At 42.7% G+C, this 19386-nt stretch carries 16 protein-coding genes; 3 read left to right on the top strand and 13 right to left on the bottom strand.

Annotated features, from left to right (window positions below; translation table 11 throughout):
- Positions 1-2 precede the first annotated feature (2 nt).
- The 8 genes from J2S25_RS12955 to lepA all read right to left on the bottom strand — a co-directional run bounded on the left by J2S25_RS12955 (position 3) and on the right by lepA (position 9952).
- Entirely contained in the window at positions 3-752 is a 750-nt protein-coding gene (locus J2S25_RS12955; RefSeq protein ID WP_044395381.1) for a 16S rRNA (uracil(1498)-N(3))-methyltransferase, read from the bottom strand.
- Positions 753-826: 74 nt separating this feature from the next.
- The gene (prmA, locus tag J2S25_RS12950) at positions 827-1765 is read right to left on the bottom strand and encodes a 50S ribosomal protein L11 methyltransferase (protein ID WP_044395383.1); all 939 of its coding nucleotides are present in this window, start codon (positions 1763-1765) and stop codon (positions 827-829) included.
- A gap of 19 nt (positions 1766-1784) precedes the next feature.
- Complete coding sequence (gene dnaJ / locus J2S25_RS12945) at positions 1785-2915, bottom strand: molecular chaperone DnaJ (RefSeq protein WP_307192105.1); 1131 nt, start codon at positions 2913-2915, stop codon at positions 1785-1787.
- Positions 2916-3097: 182 nt separating this feature from the next.
- Positions 3098-4930: a molecular chaperone DnaK gene (dnaK, locus tag J2S25_RS12940; RefSeq protein WP_044395387.1), complete on the bottom strand. Its 1833-nt coding sequence runs from the start codon at positions 4928-4930 to the stop codon at positions 3098-3100.
- A 108-nt stretch (positions 4931-5038) separates the two neighbouring features.
- The gene (gene grpE, locus J2S25_RS12935; RefSeq protein ID WP_044395388.1) at positions 5039-5632 is read right to left on the bottom strand and encodes a nucleotide exchange factor GrpE; all 594 of its coding nucleotides are present in this window, start codon (positions 5630-5632) and stop codon (positions 5039-5041) included.
- Between the two features lie 158 nt (positions 5633-5790).
- A complete protein-coding gene (gene hrcA / locus J2S25_RS12930; protein ID WP_044395396.1) occupies positions 5791-6822 on the bottom strand; it encodes a heat-inducible transcriptional repressor HrcA in 1032 nt (343 codons plus the stop codon).
- 76 nt (positions 6823-6898) lie between these two features.
- The gene (hemW, locus tag J2S25_RS12925; protein ID WP_044395389.1) at positions 6899-8038 is read right to left on the bottom strand and encodes a radical SAM family heme chaperone HemW; all 1140 of its coding nucleotides are present in this window, start codon (positions 8036-8038) and stop codon (positions 6899-6901) included.
- A gap of 78 nt (positions 8039-8116) precedes the next feature.
- Positions 8117-9952 carry a translation elongation factor 4 gene (lepA, locus tag J2S25_RS12920; protein ID WP_044395390.1) on the bottom strand — a complete coding sequence of 612 codons (1836 nt, stop codon included), beginning with the start codon at positions 9950-9952 and terminating at the stop codon, positions 8117-8119.
- Between the two features lie 169 nt (positions 9953-10121).
- Between lepA and J2S25_RS12915 the strand changes: the two genes are divergently transcribed.
- Positions 10122-11027, top strand: a complete 906-nt coding sequence (locus J2S25_RS12915) for an NERD domain-containing protein (RefSeq protein ID WP_044395394.1) — start codon at positions 10122-10124, stop codon at positions 11025-11027.
- Positions 11028-12166: 1139 nt separating this feature from the next.
- Here J2S25_RS12915 and J2S25_RS12910 read toward each other — a convergent pair.
- The 3 genes from J2S25_RS12910 to gpr all read right to left on the bottom strand — a co-directional run bounded on the left by J2S25_RS12910 (position 12167) and on the right by gpr (position 14938).
- Complete coding sequence (locus J2S25_RS12910) at positions 12167-12493, bottom strand: YqxA family protein (RefSeq protein WP_307192116.1); 327 nt, start codon at positions 12491-12493, stop codon at positions 12167-12169.
- A 25-nt stretch (positions 12494-12518) separates the two neighbouring features.
- Complete coding sequence (spoIIP, locus tag J2S25_RS12905; RefSeq protein ID WP_044393584.1) at positions 12519-13724, bottom strand: stage II sporulation protein P; 1206 nt, start codon at positions 13722-13724, stop codon at positions 12519-12521.
- 89 nt (positions 13725-13813) lie between these two features.
- Complete coding sequence (gpr, locus tag J2S25_RS12900) at positions 13814-14938, bottom strand: GPR endopeptidase (RefSeq protein WP_307192104.1); 1125 nt, start codon at positions 14936-14938, stop codon at positions 13814-13816.
- Between the two features lie 206 nt (positions 14939-15144).
- Here gpr and rpsT point away from each other — a divergent pair, with 206 nt between their 5' ends.
- Positions 15145-15405 (top strand): 30S ribosomal protein S20, encoded by a 261-nt coding sequence (rpsT, locus tag J2S25_RS12895; RefSeq protein WP_044393582.1) that lies wholly within the window; start codon positions 15145-15147, stop codon positions 15403-15405.
- A 65-nt stretch (positions 15406-15470) separates the two neighbouring features.
- Here the strand turns inward: rpsT and holA are convergent, their stop codons facing one another.
- A complete protein-coding gene (holA, locus tag J2S25_RS12890) occupies positions 15471-16490 on the bottom strand; it encodes a DNA polymerase III subunit delta (RefSeq protein ID WP_307192103.1) in 1020 nt (339 codons plus the stop codon).
- A gap of 326 nt (positions 16491-16816) precedes the next feature.
- Here holA and J2S25_RS12885 point away from each other — a divergent pair, with 326 nt between their 5' ends.
- On the top strand, positions 16817-16951 hold the full coding sequence (locus J2S25_RS12885) for a YqzM family protein (RefSeq protein WP_044393579.1): 135 nt from the start codon (positions 16817-16819) through the stop codon (positions 16949-16951).
- A gap of 86 nt (positions 16952-17037) precedes the next feature.
- Here J2S25_RS12885 and J2S25_RS12880 read toward each other — a convergent pair whose 3' ends face one another.
- Positions 17038-19377, bottom strand: coding sequence for a DNA internalization-related competence protein ComEC/Rec2 (locus J2S25_RS12880; RefSeq protein WP_307192102.1), 2340 nt, complete (start codon positions 19375-19377; stop codon positions 17038-17040).
- Positions 19378-19386 lie beyond the last annotated feature (9 nt).

The raw sequence follows: 19386 nt of genomic DNA, 5'->3' as shown, positions 1-19386 counted from the left end.
CTTCACCTCAATAGTTCAAAATGATAGGAAACCGCAGACAATACATAGAGCGGCGCGGTTTCCGTACGTAAAATTCGCGGTCCAAGACCACAGGCCAAAAATCCATTTTCCGTTAAAAGGCTGACTTCCCCAGGAGTCAATCCCCCCTCCGGTCCAAAAACAATCAACAGACTTTCACCCGCACTCATTTTTGAAAGAGTCTCAGACAGAACGGATGCCTCTCCTGTCCTCGCCTCTTCCTCATAGGCAATAAGCTTAAAAGAATAGTCTTTTGCAAGAGTGGTCAATTGTTTTAAGCTGACTGGTTCTCTAACGGACGGAATAATATTCCGATGAGATTGTTCAGCAGCTTCCTTGGAAATTTTCTGCCATCGTTCTATCTTTTTTCCAGCTTTCTTGCTGTCCCATTTCACAATCGAGCGGGATGCGGTGAAGGGGACAAATTCATGGGCACCTAGTTCCGTACCTTTCTGGATGATCCATTCAAGCTTATCCCCTTTGGGCAGACCGCTCGCAATGACAATAAAGACTGGCAACTCCTTGTTTCCTTCTTCCCATTTTACAACGTTTGCCACAACCATTTCAGCGGTAATTTCTGCAATCTGGCAAATTGCACTATTTCCCGTGGAAGTGACACAAATGATTTCATCCCCAGCCTTCATCCTCATGACACGAACGATGTGATGATAATCCTCGCCAGTAAGATGAAAATGATCCGGATTAACGAGTTCCTCCGTAAAGTAACGCTGCATCCGAGCACCTGCTTCCCAATAGAGCTATAAATAGACAGAAAAAAGGGGCTTTTGCGGTTCCCCTTTTTTCTCCATTATTTCTTTTTCCCGATGATTGCAACCCAATCTTCCATCGTAATAATTTCTTCTATCTCGAAGCCGGCGTCCATTATTGCTTCCTTGACGACTTCTTTCTTCTGCTGGATGATTCCGGATGCAATGAAGGAACCGCCATTTTTCACAATTCGGCCTGCGTCGTCCGCAAAACGCAGGATGACCTCGGCAAGGATATTTGCGACTACGATGTCCGCTCCTTCAGCTATTCCATCAAGCAGATTGTTTTGTGAAACAGATGCAATACCGTGCACTTTATTCAGCTTGAGGTTGAGTTTGGCCACTTGGACCGCTACATCATCAAGGTCGAGCGCCTCTACTTTGCCTGCACCAAGTTTAGCCGCAGCAATACTAAGCACGCCAGAACCTGTTCCAACATCGATGACCCGGTCGCCAGGGCGAACTGTTCTCTCCAGCGCCTGGATACACATCACGGTTGTCGGATGGGTTCCAGTTCCAAAGGCCATGCCAGGGTCCAGTTCGATGATCAACTCATCGGTATTGACAGGAGTGTACTCCTCCCAGGTTGGAACAATCGTAAACTTTTCGGAGATCTTCACAGGATTATAATACTTTTTCCAGGCTGTTGCCCATTCTTCTTCATTCACTTCACTGATTGATACTTTGTTCAATCCAATATCAATATTGTAGATAATTAGATTATTGATTGCTTCTTTGATTTCATCGACTGTTTCCCCTAGAAAGCTGTTTACAGGGAGATATGCCTTTACGATGACGCCTTCTTCCGGATAATCGTCAGGATTTAGCTGGTATATTTCGCCGAACTGGTCCTCTCTTTCCTTCTCAAGCTCCAGTCGATCTTCAATCACGACACCGCTCGCCCCTGCCTCGTGCAGGATATTTGAAATCGGCTCAACCGCTTCATTTGTTGTTAAAATGCTGAGTTCGGACCATTTCATTTATACCAACTCCATTCGATTAATCACCTTTAAAGGCTCGTTTTACTTTCGAAAAAAAGCTTTCTTCATGCTCGCCTAGCGGTGTTTGTCCGCTGATTTCCGCATATTCGCGAAGGAGCTGCTTTTGTTTTTCTGACAGTTTTGTCGGAGTGATGATTTTCACGATAACATGCTGATCTCCTGTTCCATATCCCCGGACATTCGGAACACCTTTGCCTTTCAAACGGAACTTAGTACCAGTCTGCGTTCCAGAAGGGACTTTAAGTTTGACCTTGCCATGGAGGGTAGGGACTTCCACTTCATCCCCAAGGCTCGCCTGGACAAATGTAATTGGCATTTCACAATATATGTCATCCCCGTCACGCTCGAAAAATTCATGCGGCCTAATGTGGAACACAATATAGAGATCACCTGAAGGTCCGCCATTGATTCCTGCTTCCCCTTTTCCAGCCACTCTTAACTGTTGGCCATCATCGACTCCAGCTGGAATCTTCACATGAATCTTATTCCTTCTCGTAACCTTCCCGGTACCGGAGCAGGTCGTGCATTTTTCTTTGATTTCCTTGCCCGTTCCATTACAGTAATGGCATACCCGGCGGTTAACAATGCGTCCAAAAGGAGTATTTTGCTCGACACTGATCTGACCGCTTCCATGACAATGGGTACAGGTTTCCACTTTCGTACCAGGCTTCGCCCCTGTTCCATCACAAGTATCACATGTTTCTTCTCGAGGAATCTCAATATCTGCATCCTTGCCGAAAACAGCTTCCTCGAACTTCAGAGTCATAGTGTACTGGAGATCAGCACCTTGTCTAGGTGCGTTTGGATCACGGCGTCTGCCTCCGCCGCCGCCGCCGAAGAACGAATTAAAAATATCTTCAAAACCGCCAAACCCTCCGCCAAAATCAGCTCCGCCGCCAAAGCCCTGATTGGGATCCACATGGCCAAACTGGTCATATTGAGCGCGCTTCTGGTCGTCACTAAGGACCTCGTATGCTTCTTTTGCTTCTTTAAACTTTTCATCTGCTCCCGGCTCTTTGTTAATGTCCGGATGGAATTTTTTAGAAAGTCTGCGATAAGCTTTCTTTATTTCATCCTTCGTGGCCGAATTGCTGACCCCGAGGACTTCATAGTAATCCCGTTTGCTCATGATTACCACTCCCGATTCTTTTCACATAAAGGTAATTGTACCATTCCCGCATATCCGTCGCAATAGATAAACGATCTGTTATGTGCTAAGTTAATTGTCTTTTTTTAGTTAAATTTTGTAGAATGAAAAAAGCCAAAGCCAAGTAATACCTGACTTTGACTTTTTGCTTGCTTATAAATGTTTTACTTGTCGTCCTTAACTTCTTCGAATTCTGCATCGACAACATCGTCGTCTTTCTTTGTTCCTTCTTGCCCTTCTGCCCCTTGCTGTGCCTGCTGTTGCTTGGCCGCTTCCTCGTAAAGCTTAACGCTCAGGTTTGTAACGATTTCTTGAAGCGCATCCTTCTTAGTGCGAATTTCTTCGATTTCACCTTTTTCAATTGCAGCCTTCAGTTCATCTTTCGCTTCGTTAGCTTTCTTGATTTCTTCTTCATCCACTTTCCCTTCCAGATCCTTTAAAGTCTTTTCGGCAGTGAATACTAATTGATCAGCTTCGTTGCGAAGTTCTACTTCTTCTTTTAGCTTCTTGTCCGCTTCAGCGTTTTCTTCCGCTTCTCTTACCATGCGTTCGATTTCTTCATCAGATAAGCCTGTTGAAGACTTGATGGTGATTTGTTGTTCCTTGTTAGTACCAAGATCTTTTGCACGAACGTTCACTATCCCGTTTTTATCAATATCGAAAGTAACTTCGATTTGAGGTATTCCACGCGGTGCCGGCGGGATGTCCGTTAGCTGGAAACGCCCAAGCGTCTTGTTGGCAGAAGCCATTGAACGCTCCCCTTGGAGCACGTGGATATCGACTGCCGTCTGGTTGTCAGCAGCGGTTGAGAATACCTGTGATTTAGATGTAGGAATGGTTGTATTACGGTCGATCAGCTTTGTAAATACGCCACCCATTGTTTCGATACCAAGGGAAAGCGGAGTAACGTCAAGAAGAACAACGTCTGTAACGTCACCTGAGATAACGCCGCCCTGGATGGCAGCACCCATTGCGACAACCTCATCAGGGTTCACGCCTTTATGTGGTTCTTTACCGGTTTCTTTTTTGATTGCTTCTTGTACCGCCGGGATACGTGTAGAACCACCGACAAGGATGACTTTATCCAAATCAGATGGGGTTATGCCAGCATCTTTCAATGCTTGGCGGGTAGGTCCCATCGTGCGTTCCACCAATCCAGCAGAAAGCTCTTCGAATTTAGCGCGAGTCAGATTCAATTCAAGGTGAAGCGGTCCAGCTTCCCCTGCAGTAATGAATGGAAGCGAAATCTGGGTGGAAGTTACACCAGACAGATCCTTCTTCGCTTTCTCCGCTGCATCCTTAAGACGCTGAAGAGCCATTTTGTCTTTAGAAAGGTCGATCCCGTTTTCTTTCTTGAACTGTTCTACTAAATAGTCAATGATCACTTGGTCAAAATCGTCACCGCCAAGACGGTTGTCCCCTGCAGTGGATTTAACTTCGAATACGCCATCACCTAGTTCAAGGATGGAAACGTCGAAAGTACCGCCGCCAAGGTCATAAACTAGGATGGTCTGGTCTTCATCCATTTTATCTAAGCCGTATGCAAGTGCTGCTGCTGTCGGCTCATTGATGATCCGTTCCACTTCAAGTCCAGCAATTTTGCCTGCATCCTTTGTAGCCTGACGCTCAGCATCATTAAAGTAAGCAGGAACAGTGATGACTGCCTTTGTTACCGGTTCACCAAGATAGTCTTCAGCATATGCCTTTAAATATTGAAGAATTACAGCTGATAACTCTTGCGGCGAATATTCTTTGCCTTCCACTTCCGCTTTATAATCTGTTCCCATATGGCGTTTGATGGAGATGATCGTATTTGGGTTAGTAATTGCCTGGCGTTTCGCCACTTCCCCTACCTGGCGTTCGCCATTTTTGAACGCAATGACGGAAGGAGTCGTTCTGTTGCCCTCTGGATTCGGGATTACTTTTGGTTCGCCGCCTTCTAATACAGCTACACAAGAGTTTGTGGTTCCTAAGTCAATACCGATTATTTTACTCATTTTCCTTCTACCTCCTAGTTCTTTTATGTAGGCTCTTTTCGCAAACTTTGTGCTTGCATTAAGCATAAATTGTCAGAAATCATCCCGAAAAGAGCCCTGTAAACACTGTTATTGGTTGACTTTTACCATTGCTGGACGAATGATTCGATCCTTTAGCATGTAGCCTTTCTGGAGCTCTTCAACAACAATATTAGGGCCGTAAGTTTCATCTTCTGTCTGCATCACTGCTTGATGTAGATGTGGATCAAATTCTTTGCCTACTGCGTCAATTGCTTCGACACCTTCATTCTTAAGAGCATCAAGCAGGCTTCGGTACACCATTTCTACTCCCTGTTTCAGAGATTTGGCTTGTTCATTATCCACATCCATCTTCAATGCCCGTTCAAAATTATCAATTGCCGGAAGCAGTTCTGTAATAATGTTTTGGGCTCTATATTTAGCGCTCGCTTCAAGTTCAATCCTTGAACGGCGGCGGAAGTTGTCAAAATCTGCCTGAAGGCGCAAGTAACGGTTGTCCGCTTCCTCCAGCTTGCTTTCCAATTCGGCGATTTTCTGCTCCGTTGAATCCTCTTGTTCTTCCTCTTGCGCCGGAATATTTCCACTTTGTTCAGAAGCGTCCTTTTCGGCAAAAATTTCTTCTACCGTTTCTGCTTCTCTCTGGCTGTCCAATTCTTGCTGAGCGTTGTTTCTCTCTTCTGTCACGTTAAACTCACCTCCTCTAAGGATCGCGGCAAGGAACAAAAGCCGCTTTGTCCAGGTTGATCTGGATATATTTCACTGCAGCGTATTCGCTTCAGGTGAAAACACACAATGATTTAGGATGGAGCAGGCGGCTCCACCCTTACTCACTATTTCCAAGCTTATTTATTTTGATACAGCAGGGTGAGCACCTTGGACAAATCTGTACTAATCAGTTGAAGCAAACCGATCACCCGAGAGTATTCCATCCTTGTCGGTCCTAAAACTGCAATGGATCCAAGCTTTTCTTCCCCTATGGAATAAGTGGCAGTAATCAGACTGCAATTTTCCATTGCTGAATTATCGTTCTCGGTACCGATCCTGACATTAATTCCCGCTGGATTTTTCCTAATTAAGTTGTATAATCCATCCTCTTGCTCAATCATATTCATCAAGTTACGAATTTTCTCGACATCGTTGAATTCCGGTTGGCTAAGGATATTTGTCTTGCCGCCAAAAAATACCTTTTCATGGGCTGGCATATTCAAAGTCTCCATGATTGTATTCAGGAGCGTGTCATAACTGCTGATATGCTGACGCAGCAGCATAGCAATTTCCTTGTAAATCTTGGAATTCAAGTTCGTGAGCGGAACACCGGCCAATCGTTCATTTAGGATATTGACCATCTTCTCTACATCAGAAGGGTCAATGCTCGTAGGGAAATGAAACATTCTGTTCTCCACATAGCCTGTATCCGTCACGATAATGGCGATTGCCGTATCCTTATTCAACGGAACAATCTGCAGCTTTTTCAGCCGATTATCTTTTACTGCTGGCCCTAAAACGATGGATGTATAATTGGTCATTTCCGATAAAATCTTTGCCGATTTCTGAACGATTTTCTCCAGCTCATAAATTCTTTCCGCAAAAATCGATTTAATTGTCACCAAATCAGCACGGTTCACTTTTTGGGGCAATAGAAGGTTATCCACATAAAATCGATAACCCTTTTCGGAAGGAATTCTTCCTGAGGATGAATGAGTCTTCTCAATAAAGCCCATATCCTCCAAATCAGCCATTTCGTTCCGGATTGTCGCCGAACTAAACTTAATTTCTTCCTTTTTCGACAAGCTCCTCGAACCGATCGGCTGAGCTGAACGAATAAAGTCATCAACAATCACCTGCAAAATAAGCTCCTGACGATCTGTTAACAACATCCTCACCTCTGTTAGCACTCTATAATAACGAGTGCTAATTCTAAAAATAATTTATCAGTAATCGATAAAGATGTCAATGATTTGATACCCCAATGAACGATTGAAAAACTTCATTGCCAAGCATCCGCCCCTGTCTCGTCAGGAAGATCTGGTCTGAATTGGTTTCTAATAGGCCTTTTCTTATTCCATCCTTTATTTGTTCCGCGAAAAATTCCGTTGGATTGATGCCAAATTTTTTTGCGAAATGTCGAATGGACACGCCTTTTGTTTTCCTTAATCCGAGAAACATTTCTTCTTCCATTTGTTCTTCACGGGTAACTTTATGTTCACTCATGATAGGCAAATCTCCATTGTTGACAGGTTCCATATACTTTTTCAAAGGCCCATAATTCGCTCGTCTCAACCCTTGCACATAACCATGCGCTCCTGCACCAAAACCATAGTACTCTTCGTTGTTCCAGTAGGTTAGATTATGCCTGCTTTCGTATCCTGGAATAGCAAAATTGCTGATTTCATATTGATGCAGTCCGTGTTTTTCCATTTGGTCGATGAGCGTATCATACATTTGCGCTTCTGTATCTTCGCTAGTAATTGGCAGTTTTCCTTTTTGCATTAAATTATAAAACACCGTCTTTGGTTCAATGATCAAAGAATAACCAGAGTAATGAACTAGGCCTAAGGACAGGGCTGTTTTGATTGAATCGATGAAATCCTCTTTTGTCTGGCTTGGAAGGCTGTAAATCAAATCAATGCTGATATTATCGAAGCCTGCTGCTTTCGCATTTTCAATCGATTCAAATACATCCTTTGCCCGGTGACTGCGACCGATTTTTTTTAAAAGTTCATCATGAAAAGTCTGTACTCCAAAACTTAGCCGGTTCACCCCGGCATCTCTCAGGATGACAAGTTTTTCTTTTGACAGATCCCCTGGATTTGCTTCGAATGTATACTCTATTTCTTGATGGAAGTTTAACAGTTCCTGGATCGACTCAACTAATTTGCTTAACTGCCTTTCATCCAATGCAGTCGGGGTGCCGCCGCCCACAAAAATCGTCTTAAAAACATCTTGCTCCGGTTTTACCGTTAACTTCATTTCGTTTGCAAGCGCATCAAGATAGTCATCGACAGGCTGCCCTTTCATAAAAACTTTATTGAAATCACAATAATGACAAATATGATGACAGAACGGAATATGAATATAAGCTGATTTCATTAATTTCACTTCCTTGATTTATTGAAAAAAGAGGCCAGAATCGCTTGGTCTAACAAGCATCCAGCCTCCCCGATAGGTTTATTTCTTTGTATGGTTGTCGTCCATCTTCAACACTGCCATGAAGGCTTCCTGTGGCACTTCGACTGAACCTACCTGTTTCATGCGCTTTTTACCTTCTTTTTGTTTCTCGAGAAGTTTCCGTTTACGCGAGATATCCCCGCCATAACATTTTGCCAGAACGTTTTTGCGCATCGCCTTAATGGTGGAACGCGCCACAATTTTTTGCCCAATTGCCGCCTGAATTGGTACTTCAAACTGCTGACGAGGGATTAATTCTTTTAGTTTTTCCACAATAATCTTGCCGCGTTCATAGGCAAAATCATTATGAACGATAAAACTTAGCGCATCGACCTTTTCCGCATTCAGCAAGATATCCATCTTCACGAGCTTGGAGGGTTTGTAGCCAATCAACTCGTAATCGAAGGAAGCATAGCCTTTCGTGTTTGATTTCAGCTGGTCAAAGAAATCATAGACGATTTCAGACAAGGGAATTTCATACACAATGTTGACGCGCGATTCATCCATATACTGCATATCGATGAAGATACCGCGTTTTTCCTGGCAAAGCTCCATGATTGCTCCGACATAATCATTCGGCGCCATCATCGTTGCTTTTACATACGGCTCTTCTACACGGTTGATCTTTTGCGGATCAGGCAAATTGGATGGGTTGTCTACCTTGATTTCCGTGCCATCAGTCATGATGACATCATAGATTACGCTCGGCGCCGTCGTAATCAGGTCGATCTTGAATTCACGCTCGATTCGTTCTTGAATAATTTCCATATGAAGCAGTCCAAGAAATCCGCAGCGGAATCCAAAGCCTAGTGCTTGGGATGTTTCCGGCTCAAATTGAAGCGCGGAATCATTAAGTTCGAGTTTTTCAAGCGCATCTCTTAGATCATTGAATTTCGCTGTGTCAATCGGATAAAGACCGCAATACACCATAGGATTTAAGCGACGGTATCCAGGAAGTGCCTCGACAGCTCCATTTTTTGCATTTGTAATCGTGTCACCGACCGTCGTGTCGCCGACATTCTTAATTGCCGCTGTCAGGAAACCTACATCACCGGCATTCAGCTCAACAACAGGAGTTGCCTTTGGAGTGAATACTCCGACTTCTGTTACCTCAAACTCTTTTCCTGTCGCCATCATTTTGATTTTGTCGCCGACTTTGACCGTTCCATCGACAACCCGAATATACGTAACCACTCCGCGATATGCGTCATACAAGGAGTCAAAAATCAATGCTTTTAATGGTGCATCAGGATCTCCTTGAGGAGCCGGAATCTTCTCGACGATTTGCTCAAGGATTTCTTCAATCCCGATTCCTGCTTTTGCCGATGCCAAGACAGCTTCAGAAGCATCCAGACCGATCACTTCTTCAATTTCATTTCTAACACGTTCTGGATCCGCATTGGGAAGATCGATTTTATTAATAACCGGCACGATTTCCAAATTATTATCGATTGCAAGGTAGACATTAGCTAGCGTCTGTGCCTCGATTCCTTGGGCTGCATCTACGACAAGCACGGCACCTTCACATGCTGCTAGACTTCGCGAAACTTCATAGGTGAAGTCTACGTGTCCCGGTGTATCGATAAGGTGGAAAGTATAGATCTCTCCATTTCTCGCCTTGTACTTTAATTGTACTGAGTTAAGCTTTATCGTGATCCCACGCTCACGTTCAAGATCCATCGAATCCAATAGCTGGTCCTTCATTTCACGAGCAGTTAAAGCATTCGTTTTTTCAAGAATCCGATCAGCCAACGTGGACTTTCCATGGTCAATATGAGCGATAATGGAAAAATTCCGTATTTTGCTTTGTCTATTAAGTCTATCTTCTCTGCTCATTGCGTTCACTCCTACTATACTCGCACATGTACACTATTGTTGATTATATCAGCAGGAATATCAAGATTCAATAAATAATGGTGGAAGAGTAGTTGGGGGGCGTCCACAAAACGTTCACAGAATATTGGAAATCTATTAGGTAAAATGAGTGTAAGAAGGGAGATGAATTATGTTTTTAAAAGAGCGCTATGAGTCGGATGAGTTAAAAGTTCTGAAAGTATTGAAAACACGATTGGATTTACCAGAAAAAGAAAATCAATATTATTTAAATCTCCAAAAAGGGTTTGAAGGGGAGGTGATGTTTGATGGGTATTTGCACCAAGTGGGAATACAAACTATTGTACTCAATGATTTGCTGCTTGAATGGAGCCATTCCCATTTCCAAATCGATTCAATCATGATCTTGCAGCAGCTAATTAAACTATTCGAGGTGAAAAACTTTGAAGGAGAGTACTATTTTGATGGTGACAAATTGAAGAAGCTTAACGGGACAGAGATTAAAAATCCATTACTTCAATTAGAAAGGAATGTTTCACTCCTAAGGCAACTTTTAAATAGTATCGGAATTAAAATCCCCATTGAGCCCTATCTCATTTTTGTCAATCCCGATTTCACTTTGTACCAGGCCCCTCTGGACAGCCGTATCATCCTCCCAACAAATCTTAACCGTTTCATCGAAAAAATAAATAAGCGGATTTCTGCATTGAACCAATATCATGTTAGATTGTCCGAGAAATTATTAGCATCCCATATTACGAAATCCCCTTACAGCAAGGTACCCCATTATGATTATTCACAGCTTCGAAAAGGTGTATTTTGTCAGACATGCGGAACGGGTATAGCAGAATATCATTCACTGATCCTAACATGCCCAAAATGCGGAAAACCTGTAAATACTAAAAGCGCGCTATTGCGAAGTATTGAGGAGTACCAAACTTTATTTCCATCTGAAAAGTTATCAACCAACACAATCTATGAATGGAGTGGCGAGTTAATTTCCAAGAGAACCATCGGACAGACATTGAAGGAGAATTTAATCGTTTCAGGATATGGCCAATGGTCATATTATGAATGAATTTTTGGTCACCAATGAGTTTCATTGGTGACCAATTTTTTTGTATTGGTAATCAGCTTGATTAGTGACCTCTTTCCCAAGTATCTGGAGTTTCAGGGCTCCAATCTGATCTATTGGTGACTTATTTTCCCAGTTTCTGGTGTTTCAGTGTTCCAATACGATCTATTGGTTACATCATTTCCTAGTTTCTGGTGTTTCGGTGTTCCAATACGCTCTATTGGTTACATCATTTCCCAGTATCTGGTGTTTCGGTGTTCCAATACGCTCTATTGGTGACTCATTTTCCCAGTTTCTGGTGTTTCAGTGTTCCAATACGCTCTATTGGTTACATCATTTCCCAGTTTCTGGTGTTTCAGTGTTCCAATACGATCTATTGGTTACATCATTTCCCTGTTTATGGTGTTTCGGTGGTCCAATACGCTCTATTGGTTACATCATTTCCCAGTATCTGGTGTTTGGGTGTTCCAATACGCTCTATTGGTGACACCATTTCCCAGTTTCTGGTGTTTCGGTGGTCCAATACGATCTATTGGTTACATCATTTCCCTGTTTCTGGTGTTTCGGTGTTCCAATACGCTCTATCGGTTACATCATTTCCCAGTATCTGGTGTTTCAGTATTCCAATACGATCTATCGGTTACATCATTTCCCTGTTTCTGGTGTTTCGGTGTTCCAATACGCTCTATTGGTGACTCATTTTCCCAGTTTCTGGTGTTTCAGTGTTCCAAAACGATCTATTGGTTACATCATTTCCCTGTTTCTGGTGTTTCGGTGTTCCAATACGCTCTATTGGCGACTCCTTTTCCCAGTATCTGGTGTTTCGGTGTTCCAATACGCTCTATTGGTTACATCATTTCCCAGTATCTGGTGTTTCGGTGTTCCAATACGATCCATTGGCGACTCCTTTTCCCAGTTTCTGGTGTTTCAGTGTTCCAAAACGATCTATTGGTTACATCATTTCCCAGTTTCTGGTGTTTCGGTGTTCCAATACGCTCTATTGGTTACATCATTTCCCAATTTCTGGTGTTTCGGTGTTCCAATACAACCTATTGGCGACGGCATACACCATTAACTGGTATTTCATCGTTCAAAAACGCCACACAAATGAAAAACAGAAGGCCACAAGCCCGCTGTTCTCGCTACTTCCCGGTAATCAATTCTACTGCTTTCTCCATTACAGAGGAGATTCCGTTTGCCAGCTTTTTGCCCATCGATGAAAAGAGGTTGAATGCCTTCATTTTTTCTAGCTGTTTCTGTTTTTGTTCAAGGTCATGGCTAGAGATGTCTCTGCCGAGGATAGCGGTTTCTAAGGTGCCGCTTTCCGTTTCTTTTATACTGAAGGCACTTTTGAATTTCGGATCTTCATAGCCTTTCATTTTTTGGATTCCTTCGTTCGCCTGTTGCATGCCGAACAATACGGATATAAACAATAGAGAAGCTAGCATCAAGCTTTTTAGCATGAACATCTTCAACTCGATCACCTGATTTATTTTATTTCTTGTCGGGAGGCAGAATTGCTGGAGCTTCTACCTTTTCTGCCTGCCAGTAGAATTCACTAAATACATCTGCAAGTGCATCCGCGGACCTGTTCAATTCCTCAAATGTATTGTCGACGCCGCCAAATTCGATCAACAATGCATTACCTGACAGATCTTGGTTGAATTTTCCATTTGTTGAGGCACCCTTTTTCTCGATGACACCCCTGCTTAAACCCTTTCCATATTTTTCATTAAGGAGATTATGCAATTCTCGAGCAAGTTGGAGGTTTTTCTCGTAATTCGCATTTTCCCCGCCAATGATAAAGGCGAGTTTGGCATAGGATTTTCCGTTGATCTGAATAGTTGTTTTATCTTTGCGATACCCATCTCGATGGATATCAATAAAGTATTGCAAATTCCGGTCTCCTGTCATGGCTGCTTCCACCACTGGGCGTGCTTCCTGATAGGCTTTTCCAAATCCGAGTCCTTTTTTGGACAGATTTTCCATGACATCGGTTTTGTCCACCGTCGTTCCGATTCCACGCTGTTCAAGATCTGCTTTTAGCTGATCACCAATCCTGGTGACGTTCACCTTCGAATGATACGCCTGGTTAGGGTCGGTTATACCCTTAAGGTAGGGAAGATACGATTCTCTTGTATGGGTAAAATAAATATACACCGCTTTTCGATCGCCAGTTGATATTGGCGGATCTCCCGCCTCACCTTGTGAAGCATCTTGAAAATCTTCAGTGTTTTGCAAAGCTGCTTCCTGTTCTGCCTTTAACACTTCAAACGGAGGAGCAGATTCCATTGGCATGTTCGTATAATTTGTCCCTTCTCCCGCAACTAAAATTTTTCCATCAAAAAGTGGGAAGCCAGGCAACTCTCTTCCTAATAGGCTTCTTGGATCGTCTAAATTGATATTCGTAGTTAGCGTAAACAGTACATTTGTCAGCCTGGGTGCTTCATATTCCTCTGGGAGGGACTGCAGAAATTGATGATTCTCCGAGCCCATTAAACTAAATAGCAGTTCGCCACTTAAATTGGTAGCAGCCTGATGAACGGAATCGGACGATATCCGCAGTTCTGGCCTTAGTGTCGTCATAGCTCCACTTATCGAAAAAATCCCAATGAGAAAAAAAACAAACGCTAGCGCGGCTTTTACAACTTGAGTCCCATGGACAGCTACAATAATTCCTGATCGATTCGTAATTCTCATTGTTCCACCTCTTCATGCAAGTCTAGTAAATGTTATGACTTTGCTAGAGAAGATAGAACCATAATTTCGTTTAATTCCTTGAAAAATACTTAGTGCGTGTACATTCCTGTGTTATCCTTGTCGATATTCGAATGCAGCGCAGAATTAAGACCGCTGGCGATTAAATTCGCCATATCTTCGATGAAAACATCGACTTCTTTTGGGGTTACCATCAGGTTGTGACCCAATGGTGACAAAACCTCGTAAATGAGCTTTCTTTTCTCTTCATCCTCGAGCGTGCCAATGATCCCCATAAAGGTTTGGCGTTTTTCTGCTTCTGGCATGTCTTCGTCCGTTAGCTTCCTTCGCTTGCCAAAACTCATCCCTGCCGGCACAAGTGACCTCGAAGGCTTGTTACCCTCGCTCATTTCCTTTCCAAAATGCTTTAATATAAAATCAATCGTGTCACTAGTAATAGAAACAGCATCAACAACTGTTGGTACGCCGATGGCAATGACTGGTATTCCTAGGGTTTCTTTACTTAGTTCCTTCCTTTTATTTCCTACCCCAGAGCCTGGATGGATCCCTGTATCGGAAATTTGGATGGTTGAATTTACTCTCTCAATCGAGCGTGATGCCAGCGCATCGATCGCAATCACAAAGTCCGGTTTCGTTTTTTCTACTACGCCAAAGATAATATCCGATGTCTCGATCCCCGTTAATCCCATCACACCAGGGGCAAGTGCACTGACTGAGCGGTACCCATCCTCGACAGACTCTGGCTGCAGATCGAATAAGTGCTTGGTCACGAGTAAATTTTCACAGACGAGCGGTCCGAGGGCGTCAGGCGTCACATTCCAGTTTCCAAGCCCGACTACAAGACAGGAATCATCCTTTTTGATGCCGGATTGTTTGATAAATTGCGCAAATTCATTAGCAAAAACATTCTCTACTTTTCCTTGAAGCTCGGTATCCTGCTGGCGAATTCCGACAACTTCAATGGTCAAATACTGTCCCTGTTTTTTCCCAAGGTTTTTCTCCCCCTCGGCGGTTACCTCGACGAGCGAAATTTTTATATCATTTTCCTCTTTTTCTTTTATCATGACGCCTTCTATTTGTGAGAGATTTTCCTTTGTACGGACGGTTTCTGCATGATCTGCTAGCACCATCTCCCTCGCTTCCACAGCCAGGTCCGTCCTGATTGAATACATGCTCAAGTCGATTTGTTCCTTCATTGTCGCATTCCTCCCAAACAGCATACTATTGCCTATCTTTTCCTTTTATCTAAAAAAACATTCAAGTACTCTGGACATAATTAAAGCAGAGTATTGCATTCTTGACCCCTGTTTGATAAAATATCATATGTTCTCAATAAAAAAAGAAATGTACTGGAAATGTCGAGTTCCATAAAATCTCGATGCTTTTTTAGGAGGTGAACGGAATGCCAAACATTAAGTCTGCAATTAAACGCGTTAAAACAAGTGAAAAGAGCAAAGCTCAAAACATTACTGTTAAATCAACTATGCGTACAGCAGTTAAAAAAGCTGAAGCAGCGATCGTGAACAATGACACAGAAGCAAAAACTTCTTTCGCTCTTGCAGCTAGCAAGCTTGATAAAGCAGCAGCTAAAGGTCTGATCCATAAAAATAAAGCTGCCCGCAAAAAAGCCCGTCTTATGAAAAAATTGAACGCTAACGGCTAATTTTTTTCATAATGCTAATAAAAAAACGACCTGTAATGGTCGTTTTTTTATTCCCAATTATGTAGTTACCTGCCTTTCATTTGAAACAAGATCATTTCAATCAGCATTTCTTTTTTCATGCCGCCAGTTTTCATTTGATAGTCAGCATCTGCGAGAAGCATGATGATCCTAGATAATTCTTCATCTGAAAATGCCCCTGCTTGTCCTGCAGCAAGCTTAACCCTGAATGGATGGATTTTTAACGTGCCAGCTATTTGCTGTTGACCATATCCCTTCCGTGCAAGCTCCTTTACCTGGTATATCAGCCTGAATTGTCCTGTAAGCACTGCAAGAATTTTAATTGGTTCCTCATTTTGCTTCAAGAGATCATAATAAATTCTCAAGGCAGCTTCCACATTCTTATGGACAACCTTATCAACAAGAGAAAAAATAGTTTGCTCCAAAGACCTTGCAGTCAGATGATCCACCATCTCTTTGCGAATCGGCTGATTTTCTCCAGCATAAAGCGCCAGCTTATCAATTTCAGATGTCAACATGAATAAATTTGTTCCTGCGAGTGCCAATAAAAGTTCGATTGCATCATTTTCAATCCCAGAACCGTGCGTGACAGCGCGCTCTCTTACCCACGCTTTTGTTTCCTGCTCGGTCAGTTTTTTGGCTTCTACAACGGTTGCATTCCGCTTTAGCTCTTTCGTTATTTTTTTGCGTTCATCCAATTTTTCATAAGGAGCCGAAAATACGAGGATGGAGTACGGAGCCGGTTGTTTTAAGTAAGACTCCAATTTGGCGAGCTGATGGTCTATCTTTCCTTTTGACTTTTCAGACGTTAAAAACAGAGGATTCTGCAAGATGACCAAACGTTTCTTCCCCATAAAGGGAAAAGTCTCTGCATCTTCCAATGCTTCCTCGATTGGCGTTTCTTCAAGATCGTATACCGAGAAATTGAAATCTTTTTCTTCCTCTTCCAAAACATTGTCCACTAGCAGCTGTTTCGTTTCATTTATTAGGAAAGCCTCTGTTCCATATAATAAATAGACAGGATCTACCTGCTTTTTGCTTATCTTTTTCCAAATGTCCAATACCACTTTTTTCCGCTCCGTTCATTCTAGTTTCCCCTTTGTCTATCGTAAACAAGCTTGGACATTTTGACAAGCATTGTAAGGGAATTGGCTTCGGTTATCCGGCCAATTCCCTTATCTATAATGAACGCTGCAATATAAGGCCTAGGATACTTATAAGGCAGCGGTGCATCAGAAGTTACACTTATTTTAGCCTTTAGCGGGAAAAGTATTTGTGTCAACTCTTGACATTTGCTCCACAACTGTTAAGAAATAGGTAAACAGAAAGAGAAGACTGGATTTTTTCAATCGAATCGCTTATACTATTAGAGAATTAATAGGGGGGATTGACTGTGAATCAATTCGAAAAGAATGTCCAAAGCAATCGCAATGACGCTGTTGACTCAGGTGTTGGATTCATCGTTTCTTTTGGATTTTTTGCAACAATGTTTGTTATTGCGACCGTTGTACAGTTGATTGGAAGTTAATCACGGCTACATAGAATAAAATTATCGAGACTGCATTTTTCGATGCAGTCTCTTTTCTTATCATCTGAATTGCTATTTGTTCTATATTATGGCACTTGTTGCGTAAAGGTTCCTGAATTACTTTTGAACTTGTAAATAATAGCTCCATCTTCATCTGTCCTGTAAATTGCTGCTCCCGCTTCCTCCAATCGCTCCAGTACCTCTTTGCCTGGATGGCCATACCTGTTCTTTTTCCCGACAGAAATAATCCCGAATTCCGGATTTGTCCATTCCAGAAAGCTTTCCGAACTGGAATATTTGCTGCCGTGATGTCCCACTTTCAATACATCGATGTCCAGCTTTTCGATGGTCAGCTCCAAGGAACGTTCGCCCTCTATTCCAAGATCTCCCGTGAAAAGCCACTTTTTTCCGCCAAAATTGGCAAGCAACACAATCGAACCGTCATTTCGTTCAACAGGAATCTGATTGGGGTTAAGAATGAGGAAATCTGCTTCACCCGCATTCCAACTCGTCCCTATTTTTGCCTCATGGATTTCTGTTCCCTCTTTGTTCGCAATTTCCATTATCCTGTTTTCCAATTCCGAGCGGTCAGGGACTCGCGGAATTAGCAGCTGTTTGACACCGATTTCGTTGAATACTGCTAAAGAGCCTCCAATATGATCTGCATCCCCATGCGTCAAAATCAGTTTATCCAGGCTCCTAATTCCTTCGCTTTTCAAAAATGGAACGACGATCTTTTCGCCTGGATCATACAAACTCCTTTTCAGCTGCCAATCTTCCTTTGCAAAAAGGAGCACACCACCGGTATCGATTAAATAATTTCCTTGGTTATAAGGTAACCTGATGAAAATGCTGTCGCCTTGGCCAACATCCAGAAACACGATTTTTCCATATGGGTTCATATAAGGCAAAACCATTTGCATAATAAGCGGCAGAAAAGGAAGCGTGAAGATCCACATTGGGGGCTTGGATCTCCTGCTTACAAATTCTTCCCACTTGAGAAAAAAAAGCGGAAGCAATAGAATATGCAAAATCACCAGGATTGGCTCCAGCTTGCCAACGACGAGTGTCGATAGCGGAAGACCGGAAAGCCAGGTAGCAAAAAGGTTGACATAGTGGATCAGTGTCTCCAAAAAAAGCAAATAAACCGGAGGAGGGGATCCAAACAAGAAAATGATATAGGAGAACAGCAAGAGTGGAAGCAATCCAAACGAGAAAAAAGGAACAAAAAAAAGATTAGCGAGAATGGATAGGATTGAGACTTCATGGAAGGACCAAATAATAATTGGGAGACTGGAGATTTGAGCGATCAACGAAGCCGCAGCAGTTTGCCCTGCAAACGATTTGAAGGTTTTCAGAATGACTGGCGCCGAAAAAATTAAAGAAAAACTGACACTGTATGACAGCTGGAAGCCTACGTCATAAATGATTGCTGGCTGCCATAATGCCATCATCATGAATGCGGCTGAGATGGCATCTAAAGGATTCAACTGGACCGAAAAGCGTTTTGAACCAATCAATAGAAGCAGCATAGCAACTGATCGAACGACAGGTGGTGCGAGTCCTGTCAAAATTGCGTACACCGGTAGGAAAATAAGCATCATCATCTCCGTTTTTTCCTTCGTCACCCCAAGCCAAATACTAATGAAGTAGAACATTCCCGCTAGCAGTGCTACATGCAATCCTGAAATCGCCAATAAATGAACGATTCCGATTTTTTGGTAGGATCGTTCGGTTTCAGGGTTAAATAAATCTCTTTCGCCATAAAGCAATGCTGCCATAAGCGCCGAAGTCTCATCAAAGAATATCCGATCGATTTTCAGCACTTCTTGTTGTCGGAAGCCTTTAAGCATAGTTACCATACTTTGTGGCTTATGTTGACATGTCTCCAAAGATAGCTGATCGGCTTCAAGAATCCAGGATATTTTCTTTCGTTCAAGGAATCTTTTGTAGTCAAAGGCATTTGGATTGGTGGCAGGCGACGGACTTGAGAGGGTTCCGGAGACAGAACAGGCTGTTCCGGGGGTGAGATGATTTTGAATGAGTTCTTTTTCAGCAATTGTTTTGATTCTGTATTTGATGAGGATTTTTTCATTGGCAGGCTTGGATGTGCTATAAGCAGAAAGCGTATCACCGTCTATGTTCATTTCATCATCAAATAAAATAAGAAAGTGTTTTTCGCTACCATTATAGACTGTGTCAACCTCATCAAAGTACCCGGCTGCCATAAACAAAGCAAAACAACCTGTCAAAAGGACGAGGAGCGATTCCGGAAATTTCTTTCTTTTATGCAACCAGAAGATGGCGAGCAAAAACACCGTTCCATAGATTAGGGCATTTTCTTTCATAGTCAGCAAGCCCATCAGCGAGACAGCGGCAAAGTAAACCAGCCGCCCTCTGATGGATGCAATCTGTATAAATTTCATTTTTTTGGT

Origin of the sequence: Mesobacillus stamsii (assembly GCF_030814065.1) — a bacterium.
Taxonomy (GTDB): Bacteria; Bacillota; Bacilli; order Bacillales; family Cytobacillaceae; genus Mesobacillus; species Mesobacillus stamsii.
Note: the sequence above shows the minus strand (reverse complement) of the source record. Positions and strands in the feature narration are given on the sequence as shown.

What these genes read in the sequence shown, in the direction of transcription:
- J2S25_RS12910 (WP_307192116.1), bottom strand. Translation starts at nt 12,493, where the DNA reads ATGTTCATGCTAAAAAGCTTGATGCTAGCTTCTCTATTGTTTATATCC.
- hemW (WP_044395389.1), bottom strand. Translation starts at nt 8,038, where the DNA reads ATGAAATCAGCTTATATTCATATTCCGTTCTGTCATCATATTTGTCAT.
- lepA (WP_044395390.1), bottom strand. Translation starts at nt 9,952, where the DNA reads ATGAGCAGAGAAGATAGACTTAATAGACAAAGCAAAATACGGAATTTT.
- dnaK (WP_044395387.1), bottom strand. Translation starts at nt 4,930, where the DNA reads ATGAGTAAAATAATCGGTATTGACTTAGGAACCACAAACTCTTGTGTA.
- J2S25_RS12880 (WP_307192102.1), bottom strand. Translation starts at nt 19,377, where the DNA reads ATGAAATTTATACAGATTGCATCCATCAGAGGGCGGCTGGTTTACTTT.
- dnaJ (WP_307192105.1), bottom strand. Translation starts at nt 2,915, where the DNA reads ATGAGCAAACGGGATTACTATGAAGTCCTCGGGGTCAGCAATTCGGCC.
- spoIIP (WP_044393584.1), bottom strand. Translation starts at nt 13,724, where the DNA reads ATGAGAATTACGAATCGATCAGGAATTATTGTAGCTGTCCATGGGACT.
- J2S25_RS12915 (WP_044395394.1), top strand. Translation starts at nt 10,122, where the DNA reads ATGTTTTTAAAAGAGCGCTATGAGTCGGATGAGTTAAAAGTTCTGAAA.
- prmA (WP_044395383.1), bottom strand. Translation starts at nt 1,765, where the DNA reads ATGAAATGGTCCGAACTCAGCATTTTAACAACAAATGAAGCGGTTGAG.
- J2S25_RS12955 (WP_044395381.1), bottom strand. Translation starts at nt 752, where the DNA reads ATGCAGCGTTACTTTACGGAGGAACTCGTTAATCCGGATCATTTTCAT.
- gpr (WP_307192104.1), bottom strand. Translation starts at nt 14,938, where the DNA reads ATGAAGGAACAAATCGACTTGAGCATGTATTCAATCAGGACGGACCTG.
- rpsT (WP_044393582.1), top strand. Translation starts at nt 15,145, where the DNA reads ATGCCAAACATTAAGTCTGCAATTAAACGCGTTAAAACAAGTGAAAAG.